The 25,140-nt window shown below is 73.2% G+C and carries 16 protein-coding genes and 1 pseudogene; 6 read left to right on the top strand and 11 right to left on the bottom strand.

What is annotated here, in order from left to right; all coding sequences use genetic code 11:
• The 4 genes from K7G59_RS05735 to K7G59_RS05720 form a co-directional block, all read right to left on the bottom strand.
• Window positions 1-441 (bottom strand): condensation domain-containing protein (locus K7G59_RS05735; protein WP_225830733.1); only part of this gene is annotated, 441 nt, incomplete at its 3' end.
• Between the two features lie 47 nt (window positions 442-488).
• Complete coding sequence (locus tag K7G59_RS05730) at window positions 489-7,232, bottom strand: non-ribosomal peptide synthetase (RefSeq protein WP_225830732.1); 6,744 nt, start codon at window positions 7,230-7,232, stop codon at window positions 489-491.
• A gap of 436 nt (window positions 7,233-7,668) precedes the next feature.
• Complete coding sequence (locus K7G59_RS05725; protein ID WP_225830731.1) at window positions 7,669-9,066, bottom strand: MFS transporter; 1,398 nt, start codon at window positions 9,064-9,066, stop codon at window positions 7,669-7,671.
• A 5-nt stretch (window positions 9,067-9,071) separates the two neighbouring features.
• Window positions 9,072-9,686 (bottom strand): transcriptional regulator, encoded by a 615-nt coding sequence (locus K7G59_RS05720; RefSeq protein WP_225830730.1) that lies wholly within the window; start codon window positions 9,684-9,686, stop codon window positions 9,072-9,074.
• Window positions 9,687-10,389: 703 nt separating this feature from the next.
• Between K7G59_RS05720 and K7G59_RS05715 the strand changes: the two genes are divergently transcribed.
• Entirely contained in the window at window positions 10,390-11,340 is a 951-nt protein-coding gene (locus K7G59_RS05715) for a Rieske (2Fe-2S) protein (protein WP_225830729.1), read from the top strand.
• The gene (locus K7G59_RS05710) at window positions 11,315-11,869 is read left to right on the top strand and encodes a DUF1360 domain-containing protein (protein WP_225830728.1); all 555 of its coding nucleotides are present in this window, start codon (window positions 11,315-11,317) and stop codon (window positions 11,867-11,869) included. Before K7G59_RS05715 ends, K7G59_RS05710 begins: the two co-directional genes overlap by 26 nt.
• Before the next feature lie 92 nt (window positions 11,870-11,961).
• On the opposite strand, the gene K7G59_RS05705 is transcribed toward K7G59_RS05710, so the two are convergent.
• Both K7G59_RS05705 and K7G59_RS05700 read right to left on the bottom strand, forming a co-directional pair.
• A complete protein-coding gene (locus K7G59_RS05705) occupies window positions 11,962-12,693 on the bottom strand; it encodes a phosphodiesterase (protein ID WP_225830727.1) in 732 nt (243 codons plus the stop codon).
• Window positions 12,671-12,868 (bottom strand): hypothetical protein, encoded by a 198-nt coding sequence (locus tag K7G59_RS05700; RefSeq protein WP_225830726.1) that lies wholly within the window; start codon window positions 12,866-12,868, stop codon window positions 12,671-12,673. The genes K7G59_RS05705 and K7G59_RS05700 overlap by 23 nt, the downstream gene beginning before the upstream one ends.
• Before the next feature lie 321 nt (window positions 12,869-13,189).
• Between K7G59_RS05700 and K7G59_RS05695 the strand changes: the two genes are divergently transcribed.
• From K7G59_RS05695 to K7G59_RS05680, 4 genes are all read left to right on the top strand, one after another.
• Complete coding sequence (locus tag K7G59_RS05695; protein ID WP_225830725.1) at window positions 13,190-14,389, top strand: hypothetical protein; 1,200 nt, start codon at window positions 13,190-13,192, stop codon at window positions 14,387-14,389.
• Window positions 14,390-14,399: 10 nt separating this feature from the next.
• Window positions 14,400-14,978 carry a hemerythrin domain-containing protein gene (locus K7G59_RS05690; RefSeq protein WP_225830724.1) on the top strand — a complete coding sequence of 193 codons (579 nt, stop codon included), beginning with the start codon at window positions 14,400-14,402 and terminating at the stop codon, window positions 14,976-14,978.
• 325 nt (window positions 14,979-15,303) lie between these two features.
• Window positions 15,304-16,398 (top strand): glutamate--cysteine ligase, encoded by a 1,095-nt coding sequence (locus K7G59_RS05685; protein ID WP_225830723.1) that lies wholly within the window; start codon window positions 15,304-15,306, stop codon window positions 16,396-16,398.
• 48 nt (window positions 16,399-16,446) lie between these two features.
• Window positions 16,447-17,031 (top strand): DUF488 family protein, encoded by a 585-nt coding sequence (locus K7G59_RS05680; protein ID WP_225830722.1) that lies wholly within the window; start codon window positions 16,447-16,449, stop codon window positions 17,029-17,031.
• A gap of 144 nt (window positions 17,032-17,175) precedes the next feature.
• Here K7G59_RS05680 and K7G59_RS05675 read toward each other — a convergent pair whose 3' ends face one another.
• The 5 genes and pseudogenes from K7G59_RS05675 to K7G59_RS05655 form a co-directional block, all read right to left on the bottom strand.
• The gene (locus tag K7G59_RS05675; RefSeq protein WP_225830721.1) at window positions 17,176-17,619 is read right to left on the bottom strand and encodes an SPW repeat protein; all 444 of its coding nucleotides are present in this window, start codon (window positions 17,617-17,619) and stop codon (window positions 17,176-17,178) included.
• A 376-nt stretch (window positions 17,620-17,995) separates the two neighbouring features.
• On the bottom strand, window positions 17,996-20,287 hold the full coding sequence (locus K7G59_RS05670; protein ID WP_225830720.1) for an SWIM zinc finger family protein: 2,292 nt from the start codon (window positions 20,285-20,287) through the stop codon (window positions 17,996-17,998).
• Window positions 20,284-23,216, bottom strand: a pseudogene (locus tag K7G59_RS05665) (DEAD/DEAH box helicase). Before K7G59_RS05665 ends, K7G59_RS05670 begins: the two are co-directional and overlap by 4 nt.
• Before the next feature lie 97 nt (window positions 23,217-23,313).
• The gene (locus K7G59_RS05660) at window positions 23,314-23,895 is read right to left on the bottom strand and encodes a sugar kinase (protein ID WP_225830719.1); all 582 of its coding nucleotides are present in this window, start codon (window positions 23,893-23,895) and stop codon (window positions 23,314-23,316) included.
• Complete coding sequence (locus K7G59_RS05655; RefSeq protein WP_225830718.1) at window positions 23,892-25,037, bottom strand: ROK family glucokinase; 1,146 nt, start codon at window positions 25,035-25,037, stop codon at window positions 23,892-23,894. Before K7G59_RS05655 ends, K7G59_RS05660 begins: the two co-directional genes overlap by 4 nt.
• Window positions 25,038-25,140 lie beyond the last annotated feature (103 nt).

Below are 25,140 nucleotides of genomic sequence, written 5' to 3'. Positions count from 1 at the left end.
GGCCCGCAGGAGTCGGCCGGTGTCCAGGTCGAACGGCCGCGTGGCCTCGGCGCGCAGCACCTCGCCCGCGCGGGTCTCCGCCTCCGCCTCGGCCCGCAGGTCGTGGACGGTGACCTCCACCGGCCAGGGTGCGGTGATCACCTGCCGCGGTGTGCCCTTGTCGTCCGCCGGGAACGCCGTCCGCAGCACCTCGTGCCGGGCCACCAGACCTGACAGCGCCGTGCCCAGCGCGGTGACGTCCAGCGCGCCGCGCACCCGCAGCACCGTCGGCACCAGGTACTCCGCGCTGTCCGGCGTCAACCGGTCCAGGAACCACAGCCGCTGCTGCGCGAACGACAGCGGCAGCGGCCCGGCCTCCCGGTCAGTGGTGACGATCCGGGCCGCTTCCGCACGACGCCGCATGCGGGACAGCAGCCGTGCCTCGACCGAATTCTCGCCCATGATGTTCCGTCCTCTTCGTCTTGTCGCGTGGGCAATGGGCCGCTGGTTCAGGAATCCTGTTCCTGCGCGTCGAACAATTCGATGAGCTGTTGCTTGATGCCGATGACGGTCGGCGACTGGAAAAGGCGGCGCAGGCCGATGCGTACTCCGGTCGCCGACTCCACCTGATTGACGAGCTGGATGGCGAGCAGGGAATGTCCGCCCGCTTCGAAGAAGCTCTCGTGTATCCCCACGCGTTCGACGCCGAGCACGGCGGCCACGATCCCGGCGATCTCCGCCTCGATCTCGTCCCTCGGCGCGGTGTATCCGGCCGTGCTGTCGCCGTCGCTCCCGGGAGCGGGCAGGGCCGCGTGGTCGACCTTGCCGTTCCGGTTGAGCGGCAGTTCCGGAAGGATCACGAACGCCGACGGCATCATGGCGCGCGGCAGGCGTTCGGCGGCCCACTCACGCAGCACGCCGACGTCCACCGTGCCGCCGGGCGCGGGCACGCAGTAGGCGATCAGCCGCTTGTCGCCGGGTGTGTCCTCCCGGACCACCACCGCGCACACCCCGACCGCACCGTGGGTGAGCAGGGTCGCCTCGATCTCGCCGAGTTCGACCCGGACGCCGCGCAGCTTCACCTGGCGGTCGACGCGTCCCAGCAGGTCCAGTTCGCCGGCCGCGGTGAACCGGCCGAGGTCGCCCGTGCGGTACATCCGGCCGCCACGGAACGGGTCGGCGACGAAACGCTCGGCGGTGAGGTCGGGCCGCTGGTGGTAGCCGCGCCCGACGCTGTCGCCACCGAGGTACACCTCGCCCAGCACACCGGCGGGCACGGGACGGCGGTCCGGGTCCAGGACGTACACGGTCTGGTTGACCATGGGACGGCCCGCGAGGACCGGTCCGGCCGGGTCCGTGCGCGAGGCCCGCCAGTACGTCGTGTCCACCGAGACCTCGGTGGCGCCGTACAGGTTGACGAGGTCACCGGGGAAGCGCTCGGTGAATCGGCTCACCAGCGTCGGCTGGAGCGGCTCGCCGCTGGCGAAGGCGTACCGCAGGTGCGTGCAGTCCCCGGGCCGTACCCGGGAGACGAACAGGTCCAGCAGGCTCGGCACGAAGTGCAGGCCGACCACGCGGTGGGCACGCATCAGGCGGGACACCTCGGCCATGTCGAGCCGGTCGGTGCCGGGCACCAGCACGACCCTGGCGCCCTGCCACAGGGGCCAGAAGATCTCGTACGCCGACACGTCGAAGGACAGCGGCGTGGCCTGGAGGAAGCCCTCGCCCGGAGCGAGCGGGAAGGCGTGCTGCATGCCGGCCAGGTAGTTGACCACTCCGCGGTGTTCGATGCGGACGCCCTTCGGGCGGCCCGTGGAGCCGCTGGTGTAGATCAGGTAGCACAGGTCACCGGGGTCCGTGACGGGTTCCGGCGCGTTCGTGGGCAGGGTGTCCGGCAGGTCGGCGGGCCGGTCCACGGCCAGCAGGTCCGGGCCCTCCGGCAACAGGGCGGCGTGCGCGGTGTCGGTGACGATCAGCGGCGCGCCGGAGTCCGCCACCAGGTACGCCAGCCGGTCCGCCGGGTGCTCCGGGTCGAGCGGGACGTAGGCGGCACCGGCCTTCAGGATGCCCAGCAGCGTCCAGACCATGGCGGGTGAGCGTTCCAGGCAGACGCCCACGGGTACGTCCGCACCGATGCCCGGCACGGCGCGCAGCCGGTGGGCCAGGCGGTTGGCCCGCTCATCGAGTTGACGGTATGTCAGGCTTTCCGAGCCGCAGACGACGGCGACCGCGTCCGGGTCCTGTGCCGCCCGCTGCTCGAACAGCCCGTGCAGTGTCGTCGCCGGGACGGGTGCGGCGGTGTCGTTCCACTCGGCGAGGATGCGGTGCCGCTCCACCGCGTCCAGCATCTCGACCTCGGACAGCGCGCTGTGCGGACGGGCCGTGGCCGCGGCCAGCAGGTTGGTGAAGTGGCCGACCAGGCGGTGCGCGGTGTGCTCGGTGAACAGGTCGTCCGCGTAGACCATGGCGCCGTCCAGCGTGCCGTCCGCCGCCTCCGCGAGGTACATCGACAGGTCGAACTTGGCGTCCCGGACGGGGGTTTCGACGGGTTCCGCCGACAGGTCCGGCAGGTTCCAGGCGTCTGCGCCCGGTGTGTTCTGCAGCGCGAACATCGTCTGGAACAGGGGATTGCGGGAGAGGTCGCGGTCGGGGGCGAGTTCCTCCACGAGGCGTTCGAAGGGCAGGTCCTGGTGGTCGTAGGCGCCGAGCGCGGTGTCCTTGACCCGGTCCAGGAGCTCGGTGAAGGCGGGGTCGCCGGACAGGTCGGTGCGCAGGACGAGGGTGTTGACGAAGCAGCCGATGAGGTCCTCGGTCTCGGCGTGGTTGCGGCCGGCGATCGGGGTGCCCACCGCGATGTCCCGCTGCCCGCTGTAGCGGGCCAGGAGCAGCTGGAAGACCGCCAGCAGGGTCATGAAGAGGCTGGTGCCGTTCTCGGCGGACACCGCGCGGGCACGGGCGGCGACCTCGGCGGGCACCGAGAACCGGACCACCTCGCCCCGTCCGCCGCGCTCGGCCGGCCGCGGGTGATCGGTCGGCAACTCCAGCGGCTCCAGGCCGTCCAGCCGATCTCGCCAGTAGGCGAGTTGCCGTTCCAGCGGCGCACCGGACAGCCAGGCGCGCTGCCACACCGCGTAGTCGGCGTACTGCACCGGCAGCGGATCGGGCCCGGCCGTGCCGGACCGGTCCGCGACGGCTTCCGCGTACCGCGCGGACAGCTCGCGCACCAGCACGCCCACCGACCAGCCGTCGAAGGCGATGTGGTGCACGGTGACCGCCAGGACGCACTCCTCGTCGGCCAGCCGCACCAGCAGCGCGCGCAGCACCGGTCCGGTTCCGAGGTCGACCGGTCGTAGTGCGTCCTCCCGCAGCACCCTGGTCAGGGCGTCCTCGCGGGCGGCGGCGTCACCGGCCCCGCGCAGGTCCCGTACCAGCATCCGCACCGGCTGTGCCGGGTCGATCAGCTGCGCCGGGGAGCCCGTCGCGTCCGTGCCGTACCGGGTGCGCAGGACCTCGTGGCGCGCCACCACCGCGGTGAACGCGGCGTTCAGGGCGTCCACGTCCAGGGGGCCGCGGACGCGGAAGGCGAAGGGCAGCAGGTACTCGGCCCGGCCCGGCTCCAGCTGGTCGAGGAACCAGAGCCGTTGCTGGGCGAAGCTGAGCGGCAGCGAGCCGCTGCCGCGCGGCGCGGACGGGATGCGGCCCGCGCCGGTGCCGGCCGGCTCCGTCACGGCCGCTGCCAGCAGCGCCGGGGTCGGCGCGCTGAACAGCGTGCGCACCGGCACATCGGCACCCAGCCGCCGGCGCAGCCGCGACGCGACCTGGGTGGCCAGCAGTGAATGCCCGCCCAGCGCGAAGAAGTCGTCGTGCACGCCGACCCGGTCGACGCCCAGCACCTCGGACCACACCTCGGTCACCGTGCGTTCGGTGTCCGTGCGCGGCGCGGTGTACGCGGCGTCCAGCCCGGACCGGTCGGCGGCCGGGGCGGGCAGCGCCCGGCGGTCCGTCTTGCCGTTCGGGGTGAGCGGGATGCTCTCGAGCGGCACGAACGCCGCGGGCACCATGTAGTCCGGCAGGTCGCGCCGGAGGTGGGCGCGCAGCGCGCTCGCGTCGAGGGGGCCCACGGGCACCACGTACGCCACCAGCCTCTGCACGCCGGGAACGTCCTCGCGCAGCACCACGGCGGCACCGGTGACCGCGGGGTGGGCGAGCAGGGCCGTCTCGATCTCGCCCGGTTCGATGCGGTAACCGCGCAGCTTGACCTGGTTGTCGGCGCGGCCCACGAACTCCAGCCGCCCGTCGGGCAGCCACCGGGCGAGGTCGCCGGTGCGGTAGACGCGCCGCGGCGTGCCGTCCACGTCCACGACGGTGAATTTCTCGTCGGTCAGCTCGGGCCGGTTCAGATAGCCGCGGGCCAGTCCGGGGCAGCCGATCCACATCTCGCCCGGCACGCCCACCGGCACCGGCCGGCCGTGGCGGTCGACCACGAACACCTTCGCGTTGGCGACCGGCCGGCCGATCGGCACCCGGTCGACGGGGCCGGTGATCGTGGCGGTCGTCGCCTCCTGCGCGGCCTCCGTGGGCCCGTACCCGTTGACCAGGGGCACCGCGCAGTGCCGGAACCACTGCCGGACCTGCTCCCGCTGGAGCGCCTCGCCACCGAGCCGGACCAGCCGCAGCTCGGGGCCCAGCGCCTCCGGCCCGTCCAGGTCGGCGGCCAGCGCCCCGAACGCCGACGGGGTGAGCCACGCCACCGTCACCCGGTGCTCGCGCAGCGCCGCCGCCAGCCGGCCCGGGTCCCAGGCGTCGTCGCGCAGCACCAGGCAGGCCCCGGAGACGAGCGGGGCGAACATCTGGCCCACCGACGAGTCGAACGCGATCGACGCGAACTGCAGGACCCGGTCCTCGGACGTGAGCCCCAGCTCCCGGCAGGTCTCCCGCATCCGCGCACGCAGCGCGCCATGGGTGATCTGCACACCCTTGGGACGGCCGGTGGAGCCACTGGTGTAGATCACGTAGGCCACGTCGTCCGGGCCGGCCTGCGCCACCGGACCGGCGGAGGCGGTGTACGGCCGCTCCGTCCAGGAGCCGTCCAGCAGCAGCGTCGGTGTACGGGCGGGCAGGCGGCCGGTGTGCGCTGCCTGGGTGACGACCAGCGGGGCGCCGCTGTCCTCGACCATGTAGGCGAGCCTGTCCGTGGGGTACGCCGGATCGAGCGGCACGTACGCCGCCCCCGACTTGTGGATGCCGAGCAGCGCGCACACCATGTCCGTACCGCGGTCCAGGCACACCCCGACCAGGGTGCCCGGCCCGGCACCGCGCTCGCGCAGCCGGCCGGCGATCCACTCGGCCCGCTCGTCGAGCTGTCGGTAGGTCAGCCGGTCGGTGCCGCACGTCACGGCCGGTGCGTCGGGGTGGCGGGCGGCCCGCTCCTCGATCAGCCGGGTCACGGTCACCGTGTCCGGGGCGTCGGTGTCGGCGCCGTTCCACGCGCCGAGGATCGTCCGCCGCTCGTCGTCGGTCAGCATCGGCAGCTCGGACAGCCGGGCGCCCGGGGTGGCGCAGGCGGCGGCCAGCAGCGTCTCGAAGTGCCCGGCGAGGCGCACCATCGTGGCCTCGTCGAACAGGTCGGTGGAGTACACGACGGTGCCGTCCAGAGCGCCGTCGGCGGCCTCGGTGGTGTAGAAGGTGAAGTCGAACTTGGAGTCCTGGGCCGCCACGTCGAGCTGGCGCACGGTCAGGCCCGGCAGTTCCCACGACCGGCTGTCCGGGGTGTTCTGGAGGACGAACATCGTCTGGAACAGTGGATTGCGCGACAGGTCGCGCTGCGGCGCCAGCTCCTCCACCAGGCGTTCGAAGGGCAGGTCCTGGTGGTCGTAGGCGCCGAGCGCGGTGTCCTTGACCCGGTCGAGCAACTCGGTGAACGTCGGGTCGCCGGACAGGTCGGTCCGCATGACCAACGTGTTCACGAAGAAGCCGATCATGTTCTCGATCTCGGCGCGGTTACGGCCCGCGATCGGGGTGCCGACCGCGATGTCCTCCTGGCCGCTGTAGCGCGACAGCACCACCTGGAAGACCGCCAGCAGCGTCATGAACAGGCTCGCGCCCGTCTCCTTGGAGAGCCTGCGGGCACCGTCGGCGGTCTGCGCCGGCACGCGGAAGGTGAGCATGGCGCCCTTGCCGCTGCGCCGCGCCGGGCGCCGGCGGTCGGTGGGCAGCTCCAGCGGTTCGGTACCGGCCAGCCGGCCGCGCCAGTAGTCCAGTTGCTCGGCCAGCACCTCGCCGGCGAACCACTGGCGCTGCCAGACCGCGAAATCGGCGTACTGGAGGGGCGGATCGGACAGACCTGCGGCCGTGCCCGCGACCCGCGCGCCGTACAGCGCGGCCAGCTCCCGGGACAGCACCCCCACGGACCAGCCGTCGAAAGCGATGTGATGTACCGTCAGGGAAAGCAGGTGCTCGTCGTCGGCCAGCCGGAGCAGCAGCGCGCGCACCATCGGTCCGGTGGCGAGGTCCATCGGACGGAAGCCCTCGGTGTCCACGAGCGCGGTGGCCGCCTCCTCGCGCGCGGCCTCCCCGGTGACGGACCGCAGGTCGTGAACGGCGACCGGCAGCGGCCGGGGCGGGTCGACGACCTGGCCGGGACTGCCGTCCGCGTCGGTGATGAAGCGCGTGCGCAGCACCTCGTGCCGAGCCACCAGCTCCGACAGCGACGCACGCAGCGCCGGGACGTCCAGCGGGCCGCGGATGCGCAGTCCCATGGGGATCAGGTACTCGGCCCGGCCGGGCTCCAACTGGTCGAGGAACCACAGTCGGTGCTGCGCGAACGACAGCGGCAGCAGACGCCCGTCCCGGGGCGCGCGGGGGATGACCGGACCGTCGTCCGGAGCCCCGGCCGCCACCAGCGCGTCCATGGTGTCCGCGGCGTCCTCGGCGTCGAAGTCGGCCGACTCGAACAGCCGACGGGCCCGTTGCAGGGCCTCCTTTGCGAGGAACGACGCCACCGCCCGCACCGTCAACGGCTCCGGCAGTGGTTCCGCGCCGAATTCCGAACCGAATTCCTCCGCGATCCGGCGGGCCATTTCCGCCGCCTGCGGGCGGGTTCCCCCCAGCCGGAAGAATTCGTCGTCCGCCGCGGTCACCTCGGTGCCGAGCAGCGCATTCCACACTGCCGCAATACGGGCTTCCGCAGGGGAGAAACCGCCCTGCTCGGCCACTCGGCCGGAGGCCGCGGCCATCATCGGATTCGTCGTCATGTGTCCACCAGTTCCTCGTCGCCGACCGTTCGCGAAAACCCCTCGGAAACTCAGTCGAATCCGATGCTCGCAGAGCGATCTTGGAGAGGTAACTGGTTACTTCTGCCCGCCGGACGTGGACACTTCTGCCCGTCGGAAGGGCTCACCACTGCTCGTCGGACGAGCCCCTTGCGCCCGTCGGACGAGCCCCTTGCTGCCCGTCAGACGAGCCCCTTGCTGCCCGTCAGACGAGCCCCTTGCTGCCCGTCGGACGGGGCCACTGCTGTCCGTCGGGCGGGGACGCTCACGCGCTTCCGGCCCGGACGCCTGTGCCCGCTTCGGCGGAAGCACGCCCGCCCCCGCCGAAGTCGGCGTCCGGGCGGAGGGGGACACGCGACAACGGCGCCGGCCGGGGTGGCGGTCCACCGCCCGGCCGGCGCCGGTCCCGTGCCGCCGGTCAAGCGGCAGCCTTGACCGCAGCTTCCCCGGGGACGGACGCCGTACCGGCCACCCTCCCGTCCCCCCGCACGGTGCCGGCGGGTCCCGCATCGGACACCGCACGCTTGCGCATGCCCGCCCACTCCCGGTTCAGGGCCGGCACACCGATGGCGACGAGGTAGAGACCGCCGACGATCCACAGCGCGCCCGAGGTGCCCGCCACCGTCACCAGTCCCGCGCCCAGCAGTCCGCCGAAGGGGATGCCCGCCCAGGTGACGGCCTGCGCCAGCGTCTTGACCCGTCCCAGCAGCGGAGTGGGGATCAACTCGTACGTCACGGCCCCCACGATCGGATTGACGAAGCCCGACCCCAGGCCGCCCACCGCCAGCACTGCCAGCACCAGCCACAGCGGCGCGCCCGCGGCCATCGCCACGAAGCGCGGGACGCCGCCCAGTGTGAAGCCGATCAGGTACACGGCACGCCGGGGCAGCCGCTCGGCCACCCCGGCGGCCACGAGCGCGGCGAGGATCGACGTCGCGGCGAAGACGCTGACCACCAGACCAACGGCCTCCGCGCCGTTACCCGTCTCCTTCACCCAGACCGGCAGCAGTACGGACATGAACGCCTGGTCGAGCAGGTTGGTCGCGGCGAGCATGCACACGATGGACCGCAGCAGCTTGGCTTCGCGCAGGAACTCGGCGCCCTGGCGCAGCCGCGAGAGGTAGCCCTCGGCCTCCTCGATCGGCGTCTCGTGGGGCTCGGGCACCGGGTCGCTGAGGGTGGTGGAGATGACCAGCGCCGACACGCCGAACAGGCAGGCGGTGATCCACAGGGCGTAGAGGCTGCCGAAGGAGGCGACGACCACACCCGCGATGGCCGGTCCGATGGTCGTCGCGGTCCGCTCGACCGCCGCCGACAGGCCGGTCCCCCGTTCCAGCGGAACCCGGGCGGCGCGGGTGGCCGCCGGCAGGAAGAGGCCCTTGGCTCCGTTGGCCGGGCCGTCCGCCGCGCCGACCACGACCAGCAGCCCCAGCAGCAGGCCGAAGGAAAGGTGACCCGTGAGGTAGAGCAGCGGGGCGGTGGCCGTCGCGACGGTGGAGGCCAGGTCGCCGGCCACGCTGATGCGCTTGGGGCCGACCCGGTCGATGACCGGTCCCGCCAGCGCCTGGGCTATCACGTACGGGACGATCTGACAGAAGGCGACCAGACCGGTCTTGCCGACGCTGCCGGTCGTCGTCAGGACGAACCAGGGCAGGGCGATCGAGAGCACCCGGTTGGCCGACAGGGCCGCCGCGTTGGCCGACAGCATGCCGACCAGTGCGCGCAGGACCCGGGGTTCGCCGGCCGAGGCGTCGGGAGAGGGCGTGCATGTGCCGCTGTCCGTCGTCTGCTGGGCGGTCGCGTGCCGAGAGGTCATCTTTCTCACTCCGAGTCGGTGGGGTGGGAGACGTGCCGGTCCGCACTGGTGGGGAACAACTGGAACTGGAAGGCGACCCGCGCCGCGCCCTCGGGCAGGGGCGAACCTGCCGGTACGGGCGAGGAGTTGCGCCGGCGGAGCAGACGGTGGATCTCCGCCGTCAGCTCTTTGGCCTCGGCGGGGGTGAGCGTGAGCACGTAGTCGCCGAAGTCCTGGGCGTCGCGCCACTCGGGCGGCAGCGAAGCGGTCGCGTCGATGGCGGTCGTCATCGCGTCGGACCAGACCCGGCCGAGCGCCTGCAAGTAGACGATGCCGAGACCGTCGCCGCCTGCCAGCACCTCGTCGTCCGGTACGACCGTGTTGGCGTGCGCCGCCTGCCACCAGCGCTCGCGCCGGCCGCCCCGGGACGGCACCTCGACGATGAAGCCGTACTCGGCGAGCTGGCGCAGGTGATAGCTGGTGGCGCCGGTGTTCTGGTCCAGCCGCCGGGCGAGCGTGGTGGCCGTGGCCGGTCCCTCGGTCCGCAGGATCGTCAACATCCGTACCCGCAGCGGATGTGCGAGGCCCCGCAGGTTACGAGCGGTCAGTTGCACCTGGGACGGCTGCTCAGGAAGTTCCATGTCCGCCAAGGTAGTTGACAAAGAAGTCTGTGCATAGATTCTGTGCACAGACTTCTTTGCAGTCAGGGGAATGGCTGATTCACGACGGTTCGCCGGCCTGGTGCCTCACGCCGGTTCAAGGATTCGAGGATTCGAGGATTCAAGGCTGGCCGCCGTGCCGTCCTGTGCCGACGAGTCGGGGGAGGTGGCTGGGCAGGCCATTGCGTCCGGGGCCGTTCTGTCGAGGATGGCCTCGATCATCCGGGTGACGGTGGGGGTCTGCCATGGCCGGCCCAGGAGCGGCCGGGCTACTGCTGGGCGGCACAGTCGTTCTGGCGGAACTCTCGTGACGCTTGCCGTGGCTCTTGTGAGGGGAGGCGCGCGCATACCGGCTCTGACCGGAACGAGGGGCGCCATGACCGCGGGGTTCGGCGGGCGCCCTCGTCGGCAGGGCACTCGCCCCCGGAGTCCTGGAGCGGGGGGCGCGTCGGCTCGTCTTCACCCTGGCCCTGGCCGGTGGCTTCTCCGTGCTGGTCAAAGGGGCTTTCGGAGATGGCATGACCGCCCACTGACCCTCGAGGCAGTCCAGTCCCGGGCGCCGGTTGGTCACTGACCGGCGGCGACACGTCGACGTACGAGGGCCCCCGAAAGCCGGCGACGGCCGTGCGAGCGCCGACCCGGGCCGGCCCGTTTGTGGTCGGCGCAGAGGGGGACCCTGCGACCCATGGGAACCACGCGACGTCGTCGGACGGGACAGAACAGGGTTCTGCGGCTGCTGGACGGCCTGGAGAGCCGGTCTGGCGCCGATGCGGTGATCGATCTGGTCGGCCGGGGTGTACGCGCGCTGCCGCTGGGCGGTGGTCGGGACCTGCTGCACGGCAGGTGGCTGGGGCATCCGGTGCATCCGCTGATGGTGCAGGTGCCGATCGGCAGCTGGCTGTCCGCCGCGGTGCTCGACCTGTGCCCCGGCCGCTCGCGGGAAGCGGGACTGCTGATCGGCGTGGGGCTGACCGCTGCCGGCCCCGCTGCGCTGGCCGGGGCCGTCGACTGGGCGGAACTGCACCGCACGCAGCAGCGTGTCGGCCTGGTGCACGCACTGGCCAACACGGCGGCCGTCGGACTGTACGCCGCATCGCTCACCTGCCGCGCCAAGGGCCGGACCGGGGCCGGCCGTGGGTTCGGGTTCCTGGGGCTGACGGCGGCTGCGACCGGGGGCATGCTGGGCGGTCATCTCGCCTACCGGCAGGCGTCGGGCGCCAACCACGCGGAAGAGGTGCCGCACGTCGTCTCGGAGGGCTGGCACCGGATCGGGGCCGTGGCCGAGTTCCCGGCCGGACAGGCGGTGCGGCGCACCGTGGACGACGTGCCGGTCCTGGTGGTCCGCGAATCAGGCGGAGCCGTGCATGCGCTGGCCGACCGGTGCAGCCACCTGGCGGGGCCACTGTCCGAAGGCACCATCGCCGACGGATGTGTGCGATGCCCATGGCACGGGAGTGTCTTCCGGCTTTCGGACGGCTGGAACGTACGCGGTCCGGCCACCTCTCCCCAGCCCGCCTTCGACACGCGGATCGTCGGCGGCCACGTCGAGGTGCGTCTGCGCGACCGGGAGCACGCGGGGAGCAGCGGTCAGATGGAGAAGGGGGCCACGCATGAGCCCCACGGACACGGCGGCTGACAGCCGTCTGGCACAACGTCTGTGCGACCTCGCGCGGCGCACGCAACGACGGTACTCGGCAGGGCACGATCGGCCGCTGGGCGGCTATCTCGCGGCCATGACCGGATTCGGGGCGTACACGGCGGCCTGGGTGGCGGCGGTACGGCTGCGCGGGTGCCCGCTGCCCGAACGGCCCGAGCCCTGGGACGTGGTCCTGACCTCGGTCGCCACGTTCCGGCTCAGCAGACTCCTGAGCAAGGCCTCGGTCACCAGTCCGCTGCGCGCGCCGTTCACACGGTACGTCGGCCCGCAGGGCCCCGCCGAGTTGCACGAGGAGGCTCAGCCGGGCGACGGCAAGAACATCCCGGGCGAGCTTGTGACCTGCCCGTACTGCACGAGCGTCTGGGTGGTGACCGCCCTGACCGCCGGGCAGTTGCTGTGGCCGCGGGCGACGCGGACGGCCATGGGCGCGCTCGCCGGACTGGCCGGCGCCGATGCCCTGCAACTGGGGTACGGCGTGCTGACGAGCAAGACCGCCGGGGACGGCTGACCCGCCCGGGACCGGTCTACGCCGCCCTGCGCCCCGGCCACCGGTCCGCTTCCTCCCCGGGGTCCCACGGGTGCACGGGCGGTGCGGGCGCCTCAGAGGCGGCCCGAGCGGCGGCCCGCCCGGGAGCCCCGGTAGGCGGCGCGACGGAGCGCGGCCAGCGCCGGCCCAGGCGTGAACCCCCTGGCGTCGTGCGCGTAGACGTCGAAGTCCGCACTCTCCGTCGGCCGTACCGGCAGGGCCGTGCGGACGGTGAGCACGGCGAACGCGCGCCAGGAACGGCCGTGCGCCCCGGCGCACAGGTCGAAGACGAGCGGTCCGGCGTCCAGGGCCCGGGCCAGACTCGCCGGGTCACCGTGGACCGGAGCCTGCCGGGCAGGCCGGGGAAAGGCGGCCAGTACGCGCGGACGGCCGCTCACCCGGTAGGAGACGAGGCTGGAGTACGGTCCGGCCAGCGCGTCAGCGCGCGGCAGCGGCAGGTGCCGGGTCAGCCGCCCCCGGCCGCTGCTGGTGAGCAGCAGGTCGAGGGCGCGGCCGGGACCGTCGGCCTCGTCCACGCGCACGGCCAGCCCGAGCCCGTCGGGCAGCCGCCTGGGCAGGCCGGCCGCTCGGGACAGCCGTACCGTGGCGGCGTACCGCCCCGGCCCCTCCAGCCACGGCACGCCCCAGCGTTCTCCGCCGTCCAGGACCTCCAGCTCGGCCGCGCACATCAGCCCGTCCGGGTGCAGCACCGGAGCTCCCCGCAGGCGAGCCAGCAGACGGAACGCCGCCTCGACCCCTCCGGCCTGCCGCGGCACCGCCGGGTCACGGACCGGACCAGCCGGCATGCCCCTGCGCATCGCCGTCCCCGTCCCCGTCCTCGTCGTCGTCCTCGTCGTCGCCCTCCGCCTGTGAAGGCGTGGTCCGGGGCACATCACGACGACCGGACTGCTCCGGCTCGCCGTCGGTCCCGGTCGTCGGCTCCGGCTCCCCCTCGGCCTGCGACGGAGTGTTCTCACTCATGAGCGGCCTCCCTGTCGGGTTCTGGGTGTCCGTGCCCGCGCCGCCGTGCCGGCGTGCCCTGTCGCGCCTTGGGCGGGAGGGGCCAGCGCCACCACGCACCGCGAGTCCCCTTGCCCGGCCGGCGGAAACGTGCGGGGTGAGGCACGCGGACCGCGTGCGCCCTTGGTCCGCCCGAACGGAGGACATGTGCGGCCGTCCGGGTGTGTGGGGTGGCCCGGACCTCTGGTCCGCAGAAACGTGAATGCCGTGCCCTGGCACCGGCCTGCTGTGCGGCCGTCGGGGGTACTGCACCCGTCCGTACTGCCACAAGGAGCGCCTTCCATGACCTTCGATCCCCTGGAGCAGCGGGGCATCCCGCTGGACCGCCAACTGCGCAACTGGCGTGAGCTGAACGTGCAGCCGATCGACCCCGACCGCTGCGACCCCTACACCCGGTGCCGCATCGTCACGATGAACGGCATCGAGGTCGAGGCGATCCTCTTCAGCCACCAGCTCGCCCGCAACACGGTCGACCCGGAGGTGAAGCGGCAGCTCGCCCGCACCCGGTACATCGAGGCGCAGCAGCAGAAGGTCGTCAACTGGCTGCTGCCCGGCGTGTCGTCGGTGCTGGAGACGACGATCGCGTACGAGCAGGTGGCGGTGGACCTGACGGCGTGGGTCGCGCGGATGGAGCCGGACCCGTACCTGAAGCAGGCGTACCAGTTCGGTGTGCTGGAGGACTTCGATCACCTGTACCGGTACGCCAACCTGTACGAGATGATCGAGCACCGCAAGGCGGAGTCGATCGTCGACGACCTCACCGAGGTCATGCCCGGGCGGCCCACGACGGCCCACCACCGCGACCCGTACGACAACGTCCGCGATCCGTACGACAAGACGGCCACGAACCCGCTGTCGAAGCTGCACGCGCTGACGATCATGTCCGCGGAGCAGCAGACCATGAACTTCTACATGAACACCGGCCCCACCTACATGGAGCCGATCGCCCGACAGCTCTACCAGGAGATCGGGTTGATCGAGGAGGAGCACGTCACGCACTACGAGTCCCTGGTGGACCCGGGCGAGACGTGGTGGGAGCGGTTGGTCCACCACGAGTACAACGAGTGCTACCTGTACCACTCGTTCATGGAGCAGGAGAGCGACCCCAGGATCAAGGCGATCTGGGAGCTGCACCTGAACATGGAGCTGGAGCACCTGCACACGGCCTGTGACCTCATGCGGCGCCACGACGGCCGGGAGCCGCGGGAGATCCTGGCACCGGAGCTGCCGAACGTGCTCACCTTCGAGCCGAACAAGCAGTACCTCCGGGAGCTGCTGGCCACCCAGATGGACCTGACCACACTCGGAGCCGGCTACGTGCGCGAGGCACACGAGCGGTTCGAGAAGATGCAGGAGCGGATCCATGGCGGTGAGCAGCCGCCGAGCGAGCGGGTCATCGCGGAGCACGGCGAGATGTTCGGCCGCGAGTACCGCGTCCAGTCAGAGGGCGAGCACCCCGACCCCGGCATGCGCGAGAAGTGAGGGAGCCGAGATGTCCGAGCTGCACACCCCGCAGGCCGGGGACACGGACGTGGTGGCCTTGCTGATGCGCCAGCACGGCGACATCCGCAATCTCTTCGACGAGGTCGAGGCGGCCACCGGTGACGAGCGGCGCGCCGCGTTCCGCCGGCTGGTGCGGCTGCTGGCCGTGCACGAGACCGCCGAGGAGGAAGTCGTCCACCCCTTCGCACGGCGCGCCCTGCCGGGCGGCAAGTCGGTCGTCGAGGACCGGCTCGCCGAGGAACGAGCCGCCAAGGAGACACTGGCCGCCCTGGACGACCTCGACACCGACGGCCCTGACTTCATGGCCCAGCTGATGAAGCTGCGCACGGACGTCCAGACGCACGCGCGGGCCGAGGAGCGCTACGAGTTCACGCACATCCGGCGCAGCACCGATGTCACCAACCTCGCCGCCATGGCCAAGGCCGTCAAGGCGGCCGAGGCGATCGCCCCCACCCGCCCGCATCCCGGTGTCGAGTCGGGAGCGGCGAACGTGGCACTCGGCCCGGTGGCCGCACTCATGGACCGCGCCAAGGACACGGTACGCAGGGCCATGGGCAAAGACGGCTGACGGGACGGCTCCGATCCCCCGGCCGCCCAGCCCCCTCCAGGCCCAGAGCCCTCGCAGCCTCCCCAGCCCCCGGCCTTGCTGGCCCCCGCAGCCCCCGGCCTCGCTAGCCCCCGCGGCCCCGCAGCCCCAGGCCACAGAGCCCTCCGCGTTGCCCGGCCGTCCCGCCTGGCCGAACCTGGTGCCAGCGGTTTGCAATGCAGCGGTGGTGGCACTCGGGTCGCCGGCAGGTACGGCACCTCTGCTGAAGTAGCCATGCCGCACGTTGACGTCGGCCGGGCTCCGATTCGAGCCGGACCACGGCAGCGAGCCGAGCGAAGGACGAGCGATGGCGACGATCGGTGTGGAAGAGGAGTACCTCCTGCTCGACCCCGTCACGGGGATTCCGGTGCCCTACGGGGAAAAGGTGCGCATGGCCGCTGACGTGGCACGTCTCACGGGCGGGCAGGAGGTGCAGTGCGAGCTGCTCCAGGCACAGGTCGAGGTCGCCACGCCCGTGTGTGACAGCCTCCAGGAGGTCGGAGGCCACCTGCTGCGGCTGCGACATGCCATGGCGGCCGGGGCGGAGTCGCACGGCTGCCGTATCGGGGCCGCCGCGACACCCCCGCTGCGAGATGCCCGGCATGCCGTGGCCGTCACCGACCACGCCCGTTACCGGGCCATGCGCGTCCAGGCGCCCCAACTGGTGACGGAGCAACTGGTGAACGGCATGCACGTGCACGTGGGCGTGCCCAGCCGGGACGCGGGCGTGCAGGTGCTGAACAGGCTGCGGCTGTGGCTGCCCACGCTGACGGCGATGTCGGCGAACTCCCCGCTGTGGGACGGCCACGACACCGGCTTCGCCAGCTGGCGCACCGTGATCTACAGCCGCTGGCCCGTCGCCGGCCTGCCTCCGCTCTTCCGGGACATAAAGGACTACGAGCGGCGCGTGCAGCACCTGCTCGACTGCGCCCTGATCTCGGACACCGGTCAGCTCTACTGGCAGGCCCGGCTGTCGGAGCGGTACCCCACCGTCGAGGTCCGCTGCCTCGACGTACAACTGCGCGCCGATGAGGCGGTCATGCTGGCCGGTGTCGTCCGGGCGCTGGTGGAGACGGCCCTGGCCGAGGTGACCACGGACGCGCCCTTGCAGGACTGCGCACCGGAGTTCCTGCAGGCGGCCATGTGGCATGCGGCGCGCCACGGCCTGAGTGACACCCTGATCGACCCGGGCGGCGCCGTACGCCACGCCGACGACATGCTGTACCGGCTGCTGCGGCACATCGCCGCGGCACTGGAAGCATCCGGCGACACCCGCCAGGTCACTGCCCTGGTCCATCGGCTCCTGCAGCAGGGCACGGGCGCGGACCAACAGCGCGTCGCCTTCGCCACGGGGGGCCCGCGAGCGGCCGTCGAACTGATCATCCGCGAGAGCAGTCCCTGACCCGGACGCCGGACCAGCAGCCGGACCCACGTGTGGTGCACTCGGTGTATGGGCCATGTCCGGACCGACCCTGTGGGCAGCGTTGCCGAGCCGCGCCCCGAGCTGATCACCTTCGGGCACGGCACGGCCGATCGGACAACGCTGGCGGAGCTTCTGCAAGACGCCCGCGTGGCCGCTGTCGTGGACGTCAGGACCGCACCGGGCAGTCGCCGGGATCCGGACCTGTCACGGCAGCGGCTGGCCCAGTGGATGCCCGAGGAGCACATCGCCTACCGGTGGGAGCGGAGGCTGGGCGGATGGCGCAAGCCGTCGCCGGACTCGCCCGACACCGTCTGGCGCAACGAGTCCTTCCGCGGCTACGCCGCTCACACCCGCAGCGCGGAATTCGTCGCGGCCATGGAGGTCCTGATACGGCAGGCGGCCGAGGAGCGGACGACGGTGATGTGCAGTGAGGCGGTGTGGTGGCGATGCCACCGCCGCCTGATCGCCGACTTCGCCGTTCTGGCCCGCGGCGCCCTCGTCCTGCATCTGATGCACGACGGACGCCTCACGGCGCACACGCCGACACCTGGTGCACGCCTTCGCGGCGACGGCCTTCTGGTCTACGACGCCGGTCCGCAGGCAGCCCGGTGAGGTCAGAACACGCCGAGGCCCGGGTGGTCCGTACGCCATGTCTGCCCGGCGGCGGAACTCCTGCAGCGCCTCCGGCACCGGGGGCCCGCGAACGGTCCATCCGGGCCACTCCCTCGGCCTGGGTCGTGGGCTTGCTGCGGGGTTCTACGGAGCGGCCATACGGCGTCCCGGCCGCGGCGGCCGCCGCTCACCGGCAACGGAGCTGGCGGCCACGCCCAGCAGCAGGGCGATCGCCCCGACGATGACGTTGTTCACCACGGTCCTCGTCGTGCTGACATTCCCGGCGACGACCCAGGGCGCGATGATGGTCCACAGGCCCAGCGCGCACGCCGCCCACGCCATGCTGTGCGTACGTTCGTACGCCCGGCCGAAACCGCCACTCAGCAGGGCATAGGCGACGCCGACGATCAGGTTGGTGACCGCCAACGTCGACAGGCCGCTGAACCCTGCGACCCACGGGGAGGCCGCCAGGTACACGCCGGTGAGCAGGGCGAACGTCTCAATGGCCTGGGCCCTCGGCGTACTGGTCGCACGCTCCGCCAGCTCGTGACGCTGGCGCATGGCGACGATGTCAGGATGGGTCTCCATCGACGACCTAGGAGAGGTTGTCACTCCCCTCACCTCCGAAAGCTCCCTGGGGTAGGTGTCTGCCCACGAGTACCCCCATGCACCGACGATCGAACCGGCCACCTGCGCTGCTCGCTCCGCTCCCGCCGGGTGCGGTCTGTCGGCTGCCCAGGCGAGATCCATGCCGGGGAGTCGGGCCGGAACCAGACCGTCTGCGGACTGTCCCGGAAGGCTTCCCCGCATCCTTCCGGCGCGGCAGACGGGGTGCGGCGTGCGGGTTCGCACTGCGCCTCGGTGCCCGGACGCCGGCATGCGGGTGCGCGCCGACAGTGCGCACAAGGCGATGGCCGGGAGCGATCGGCCGCCTTCGTCGGTGAGGTCGCAAGGACGTCCGGGTTCAGCCGGCCGGGGCGCGCGGTGCGGCGGGGACGCCCTGCTGGGCATCGGCCGTACGACCCAGGTCGTCGTCCGGTGCGCCCAGGCCCGTGAGGGCGCCGACCGGGTCGAGGTCGGGTGTGCCGCGGGGCCACCAGTCGTCGTGGCCCGGTTCCGACTCGTAGGCGTACCACAGGCCGTCGCGGCCCAGGCGGAGCTGGACGTGGCCGCGCGGGTGGGTCAGGCGGTTGCGCGAGGGGCGGAACACCGGGAGGCCCGCGGCCAGCAGCAGCGGGCGGGCCCGGTCGAACCGGCCGGCCGGCGGGTCCCAGGGCTCCTCCAGGACGGCCAGCCCGGCCGGGCCGCCCTGTCGCCACGCGGCGACCGCGCGCGCCAGGTCGGCCGGGGTGCGGCCGGTGGCGGTGGCAAGCGTCGCGTACAGCGTGCGGGTGGCGGCGGTCAGCCCGGAGCCGGGGCGGGCGGCGGCCAGACGCACCGCGTCCTGCCACAGGGTCAGGTCACCGACCGGGTCGCGCCCGGTGGTGAGCAGCGCGTGGGCGCGGGCGGCGGCGTCGGTCGCCAGCTGGTCCAGTGCGAAGGGGTCCGGGCCGCCGGGCACCGCCGGGTAGGCCGGGGGCTGCTCCGGGTGCGGCGGGAGGGGCAACGGCGGCGGCAGCGGCGGGCGACGGCGCTGGGCGAGGGCGTCGGTGGCCCGGACACCAGGCAGCGACCGCGGTTGCCGCTCGTGCGCGGCACGGGCCGCGCGGGCGGCGCTGCGCCGGGACAGCGCGTCGAGCAGGTCCTTCTCGCCTCGGCCGCGCAGCAGGAGCAGCAGGAACGGGTCGGCGTCGAGGAGGCGGGCGGTCTGGTAGCACAGGGCGGCGGCGTGCTTGCACGGATGACCGGAGTCAGGGCAGCTGCAGTGTGCGGTGAGGTCGCCGGGGCCGGGCAGCAGGGGAACACCGCAGTCGGCCAGGGACTGGGGCAGCTCCTTGTCGAGCAGCGCCGCGATGTGGCCGGGCCGGTCGGCCGCCGCGTCCAGGAACCGCTCCCAGTCGGCGTCCGCCAGCGTCCGCACCCGCATCTGCACGCGGTAGGGACGCGGCCTGCTTCCCCGCACGTATGCCAGGACCAGCCCCGGTGTCACGGTGATCGCGTCCACGTTCCCCTGATCCGCGTAGCCGCGCCCTCGGGCCAGCCTCTTGACGTCGAGCGCGCCCTCCTCGAGCGCACCGACCCAGGCGTTGCCCCACCAGGTCCCGGCGAACGGGGAACCTTCGGCGGTGCCCTCCCGGGACGTGAACGCCGGGAAGGTGCGGCGCAGCTCGGTGTCGCGGTGGGGGGCGGCCATGGTGGGGGGCGTGCGGAGGGCTGCCGCGGCGGCCGGCTCGGGGGGCGTCCTGTCCGTGGGGTGGGCGCTGTCTTCGCGGTTCGCACTGTCTTGGCGCTTCACGCCGTCTTCGCGGTTCGCGCTGTCTTGGCGCTTCACGCCGTCTTCGCGGTTCGCGCTGTCCCCTCGGTTCACGCCGTCTTCGCGGTTCGCGCCGTCCTCTCGGCTCGCGCCGTCCTCTCGGCTCGCGCCGTCCTCTCGGCTCGCGCCGTCCTCTCGGCTCGCGCTGTCCTCGGGGTTCACCGTGTCCTCGAGGACCGTCGTCTCCGGCTCCCCCGTGCCTGCGGACTCCTCCGCACCGTCCGCCCATGTCGGCATCCGGAAGGCGTTCGCGAGGTAGTACCGCATGTCCTGGGTGGCCTTGGCGCGGGCGGCGCGGGCGTCCTGCGCAAAGGCTCCGGAGGCGGGTGCGGTACCGGGCGCGGAGGACTCGTCGTGCCTCGATGCGGCCCGGTCGCGACGGGAACCCGTCCCCGTCGCCTCGGTGCGCAGCGCCTCCCGGCGGGCAGCACGCAGCGCCTCGCGTGCGGCGTCCCCGGGGCGTACCCCCGCCGGAGCGGTTTCCGGAGCGGACCGGCGGGTGGAGCCGGCAGTCCGCGGGTCGGGCGGTGTGGCGTTCGCCGGACTGTCCGCGGGGCTCTGCGCCCGCGCCGGAGGGGGCGCGTCGGCGGCCGTCGGGGTCTCCTCGGAGCGGCGCGCGGCGACGGCGGCTCTGAGAGCGGCACGCGCCGCATCGCCGGGCCGCGGCTCGCGAGCTGAGGCCTGCTCCGTACGGTCCTCGGCGCCGGCCCCGGCCACGTCCTGCGGGGCGTCACCGAGCGGACCCGGGGTCCTGGGAGCCGGGGCCTCCGGGGCGCCGTCCGTCCGTGCCGCCCGCAGGGCCCGTCGGGCGGCGTCGCCGGGGCGGTGTTCCTCGGTCGTCATGAGGTCCTCCGCAGGGAGACGAGGTCGGCCAGTTCCCGGTCCGTCAGCTCGGTGAGGGCCGCCTCGCCGGAGCCCAGGACGGCGTCGGCCAGGGCTCGCTTGGCGGTCAGCATCTCGGCGATGCGGTCCTCGACCGTGCCCTCGGTGACCAGGCGGTGGACCTGGACGGGCTGGGTCTGGCCGATGCGGTAGGCGCGGTCGGTGGCCTGTTCCTCGACGGCCGGGTTCCACCAGCGGTCGAAATGGACGACGTGGCCCGCGCGGGTGAGGTTCAGGCCGGTGCCTGCCGCCTTGAGGGAGAGGACCAGGACGGGGGTCTCGCCGCTCTGGAAGCGGTCGACCATGCGCTCACGTTCGGCCACCGGGGTGCCGCCGTGCAGGAGGTCCACGGGGACCGCGCGGGCGGACAGGTGGGCGGTGATGAGCCGGGCCATGCCGACGTACTGGGTGAAGACGAGCGCCGAGCCGTCCTCGGCCAGGAGGGTGTCCAGCAGCTCGTCCAGCAGGGCGAGTTTGCCGGAGCGGGCGGCCAGCCGGTCGGGGCGGGCCGACTCCTCCTTCAGGTAGAGCGCGGGGTGGTCGCAGATCTGCTTGAGGGCGCCCAGCAGCTTCAGGACCATGCCGCGCCGGGCGATGCCGTCCGCCGTCTCGATGGCGAGCAGCGACTCGCGCACCACCGCCTCGTACAGCGCGGCCTGTTCCCGGGTGAGCGGCACCGGGTGGTCCGTCTCCGTCTTGGGCGGCAGCTCGGGGACGATGCCCGGGTCGGACTTCTTGCGGCGCAGGAGGAAGGGGCGGACGAGGCGGGCCAGGCGCTGCGCCGCCGCGTCGTCCCCATCGGCCCCGCCGTTCTCCACCGCGCGCGCGTGCCGGGCGCGGAAGGACTTGAGGGGGCCGAGGAGACCGGGGGTCGTCCAGTCGAGCAGGGCCCACAGCTCGGAGAGGTTGTTCTCCACGGGGGTGCCGGTCAGTGCCACGCGCGCGGGAGCCGGGATCGTGCGCAGCGCCTTGGCGGTCGCCGAGTAGGGGTTCTTGACGTGCTGTGCCTCGTCGGCGACGACCATGCCCCAGGGCTGCTCGGCCAGGTCGGCGGCGGTGGAGCGCATGGTGCCGTACGTGGTGAGGACGAAGCCGCCCGCCAGGCCGTCCAGGCTGCGGCTCTGCCCGTGGAATCGGCGGACGGGGACTCCGGGCGCGAACCGGATGATCTCCCGCTGCCAGTTGCCCAGCAGGGACGCGGGGCAGACGACCAGGGTGGGCTCGGTCCGGGCCCGCTTCAGGTGAAGCGCGATGAGCGTGACCGTCTTGCCGAGGCCCATGTCGTCGGCGAGGCAGCCGCCGAGCCCGAGGGAGGTCATGAGGTCCAGCCAGGCCAGGCCGCGCAGCTGGTAGTCGCGCAGGGTCGCGGCGAGGCCGGCGGGCGGTTCGGCCGGGCCGAGGCCCGCCGTGAGGCGGTCGCGCAGGGCAGCCAGCGCCCCCACGGGGACGGCCTCCACGCTCTCGCCGTCGACCTCGGCGCTGCCGGTGAGCGCGACGGACAGCGCGTCGACCGGGTCGAGCAGGCCCAGGTCGCGCCGGCGGGCCTTGCGGACCAGGGCCGGGTCCACCAGGACCCAGCGGTCCCGCAGCCGTACGACGGGGCGGTGGGCCTCGGCGAGCGCGTCCATCTCGGCCTCGCTGAGGGGATCACCGCCGAGCGCCAGCTGCCAGCGGAACTGGAGCAGGTCCTCGCTCTCCAGGAACCCGGTGCCGTCGGTCGACGAGCCCGGCGCGGGCCGCACCACGGCGGCGGCCGTCAGGTCCCGGGCGAGGTCCCGCGGCCAGTGCACGGCGACCCCGGCATGGCGGCGAGCCGGGCCGCCGCCATGCCGAGCAGCTCGCCCAGCTCCTCCTCGGACAGCGGCAGGACGTCGGGCACCTCCTGCTCGGCGAGCCGGTCCAGGGGCGGCCACACGCGTGCCGCGCGCCGTACGGCGAGGGCGGCGTCCACGTGGGCGCGGGGCCCGAAGGCCGCATCGGCCTCCCCCTCCCACAGAGCCGCCGCGTCGGTCACGAGGGTCGGGTCGGCGAGGCTGTGCACCTGCACGATCGCCGCACCGGCGGCGCGGGCGCCCTCGGCGGCACCGGCGTCGAAGAGGTCGTGGGCGGACAGGTCCAGGCGCAGCGAGACGCGTACGCCGGCGTCCATGCCGGCGGCGACCTCCGCGGCCCACTCCTGGGCGTGCGGCAGGGCCTGGGGTGCGCGGGCGGCGAACGGGCTGCCGCAGGTGTGCGGGGCGGCCGGGGTGCGGGGCAGGGTGTCGGCGACCGCGTCCAGGAAGGAGCGGACCAGGCCCTCCGGCTCGGGCAGCCGGAGCGGGCCGGGGTCCGGGAGGGGGACGGCGTGGCCCTCCGGGGGCAGGGCCGCGGCCACCGCACGCAGATGGGCGATGTCGTCGGGCTCCAGTGGGCCGGCCCGCCAGGCGTCGTGGCCGCTCGGGGTCAGGCCGGGCAGCAGACGGCCACGGGCGACGAGCCGCAGCGCGTGCAGGGCGGCGGCGCCCCAGCAGGCCGTGGCCGGGTGGGCGGCCGGGTCGCGGCGGGCACGCACCAGCAGCGGCAGGGCCTGGGCGAGCGGCAGCGTCAGCGCGGGCACCTGCCTGCGGCGTACGGCGGTGCCGTGGGGTCGTACGACCGTCAGTTCGGTGGTGTCGCACCGGGCCTCGGCGGTGTCGCCCTGGCCCGGCAGCGGGGCGCCGTCGGGGTCCCAGAAGGCGATCCGGCCCTCACGCGGAAGGGACGCGGGCAAGTAGACGGCAGCGAGCCGTACCGGGACCGCGGCCTCGGTCCCGGAACCCGCCTCGGTCCCCGCCCCCGTCCGGGTCCCCGTCCGGGTCACCGTCCGCGAGGTCCCTCCCTCGCGATCGGCCACCGCTGCCGTGCTGCTCATACGTTCTGCCACCTCCCGCCCGTGCGCCGGACCAGACGTCTTCGACTCTACGGGCGGGGTCTGACAATCGGTTCCGGCACCAGGCGCGGCCGGCTGTCTACGGCACCGTGCGGGAGACGACGTACACCACCGGAAAGGCCGGGTCGGACATGTTCACGACCACGTCCTGGGTGGGCGCCGGATTCTTCTGGGCGTGGCTGAGCCCCCACCACGGGCTGGTGCCGGCGAACCGCCAGCCGCTGACCTTCCGGTCGCGGGCGCTGATCGCGATGTCGTCCTTCCTCAGCTCGTCCCGGCGTGCGCCCATCGTCTCCAGGAAGCTGTCCAGGCCGGCGCCGTTGGTGCGGAACTGCACGTAGAGGCGGCTGGTCTTCCAGTTGTTGGTCTCGTAGTAGGCGATGCGGTCGGCGGGGTGCGGGACGGACACCTGGTAGAGGCGGCGCTGCACCTTCGACGGCCAGCCCGGGGTGAGGCCGGTCGCCGAGTACCGCGCCTCCTTGTCCTTGCCGCTGTTGCGGCTCTGGTTGGCGGAGATCACCAGGTAGCCCGCGGGGATGCCGATGAGCAGGACGATGATGAGCAGGGTCAGGGCCCTGCGCCTGGCCCTGTGGCGCGCGTCCTCGTCCGGCCGGTGCGGCTCGTCCGGGGGTGCGGCCTGGCGGGGCAGCGACGTGGTCATGCGGAGTCCCTGTCTCGGCGGGCCTGGGCGTAGCGCTCGTAGCGCTCGTACCGCTCCACCCGGCGCCGCTTGGCCCGGCGGAACCGGCGGGCGACCAGCCGGGCCAGGTCGGCGGCGCCCACCATGCCGGCCTCGGGGCCGAGCTGGGCGCGGGTGATGCGGGCCTCGGGGCGGTAGCCGCGACCGGTGAGGTGGCGCTTGAAGGCGTCCCGGGCCGGGCCGATGAGCAGGTCGTCGGCGGCCGAGACCCCGCCGCCGATGACGAAGCAGGACGGGTCGAGCGCGGCGGCCAGGTTGGCGATGCCGACACCGAGCCACTGGCCGATGTCCTGCAGCAGCTCCACGCACATCGCGTCGCCCTCGCGGGCCAGCTCGGTGATCATCGGGCCGGTGATGTCGTCGACGTTGCCCTTGACGTGCTCGATGATCCCGTAGGCCACCGGGGAGTCGGCGGCGGCCAGCTCCTTGGCCTCGCGGACGAGCGCGTTCCCGGAGCTGTACTGCTCCCAGCAGCCGCGGTTGCCGCACGGGCAGCGGTGGCCGCCGGGGACGACCTGCATGTGCCCGAACTCACCCGCAACGCCGTACTTGCCGCGCTTGACCTGGCCGTCCTCCAGGATGGCGCCGCCGATGCCGGTGCCGAGCGTGATCATGACCAGGTGGTCCTCGCCCCGGCCGGCGCCGAAGCGCCACTCCGCCCAGGCGGCGGTGTTGGCGTCGTTGTCCACCAGGACCGGTACGGAGAGCCGTCCCGAGAGGCGGTCGCGCAGGGGCTCGTTGCGCCAGGACAGGTGGGGCGCGAACAGGACGCGGTTGCGGTCGGCGTCGACCCAGCCGGCGGCGCCGATGCCGACCGCGTGCACGTCGTGCCGGTCGGAGAGGTCCAGGACCAGTTCCACGATCGTGTCCTCGACGACCTTGGGGCTCTTGGACTTGTCCGGGGTCTCCGTGCGGAGCTTCTCCAGGATGTTGCCGTCGGCGTCCACGACGCCCGCCATGACCTTGGTGCCGCCGATGTCGATGCCCACGGTGGGGACGCGGGGGGCGGTCAGATGTGACCGGCGTTCCCTAGTGCCCACCGTGCGCAGGACGGGTGCTCGGCGGGAGCCGATGGGGGCGGTGAGGTCGCGGTAGGTGCTCATCGGCCTCGATTGTGCCGCACGCTCACGCTGAGTGCTGCGCGGGTCGGGGCGGGGGCGTGTGCGAGCGTCGCCGGGTGCGGGCGCGTCGTGGCTGGTCACACCC

This window comes from Streptomyces sp. NK08204, from assembly GCF_020400585.1.
Classification (GTDB): Bacteria; Actinomycetota; Actinomycetes; order Streptomycetales; family Streptomycetaceae; genus Streptomyces.
This window is presented reverse-complemented; position numbering and strand designations above follow the sequence as displayed.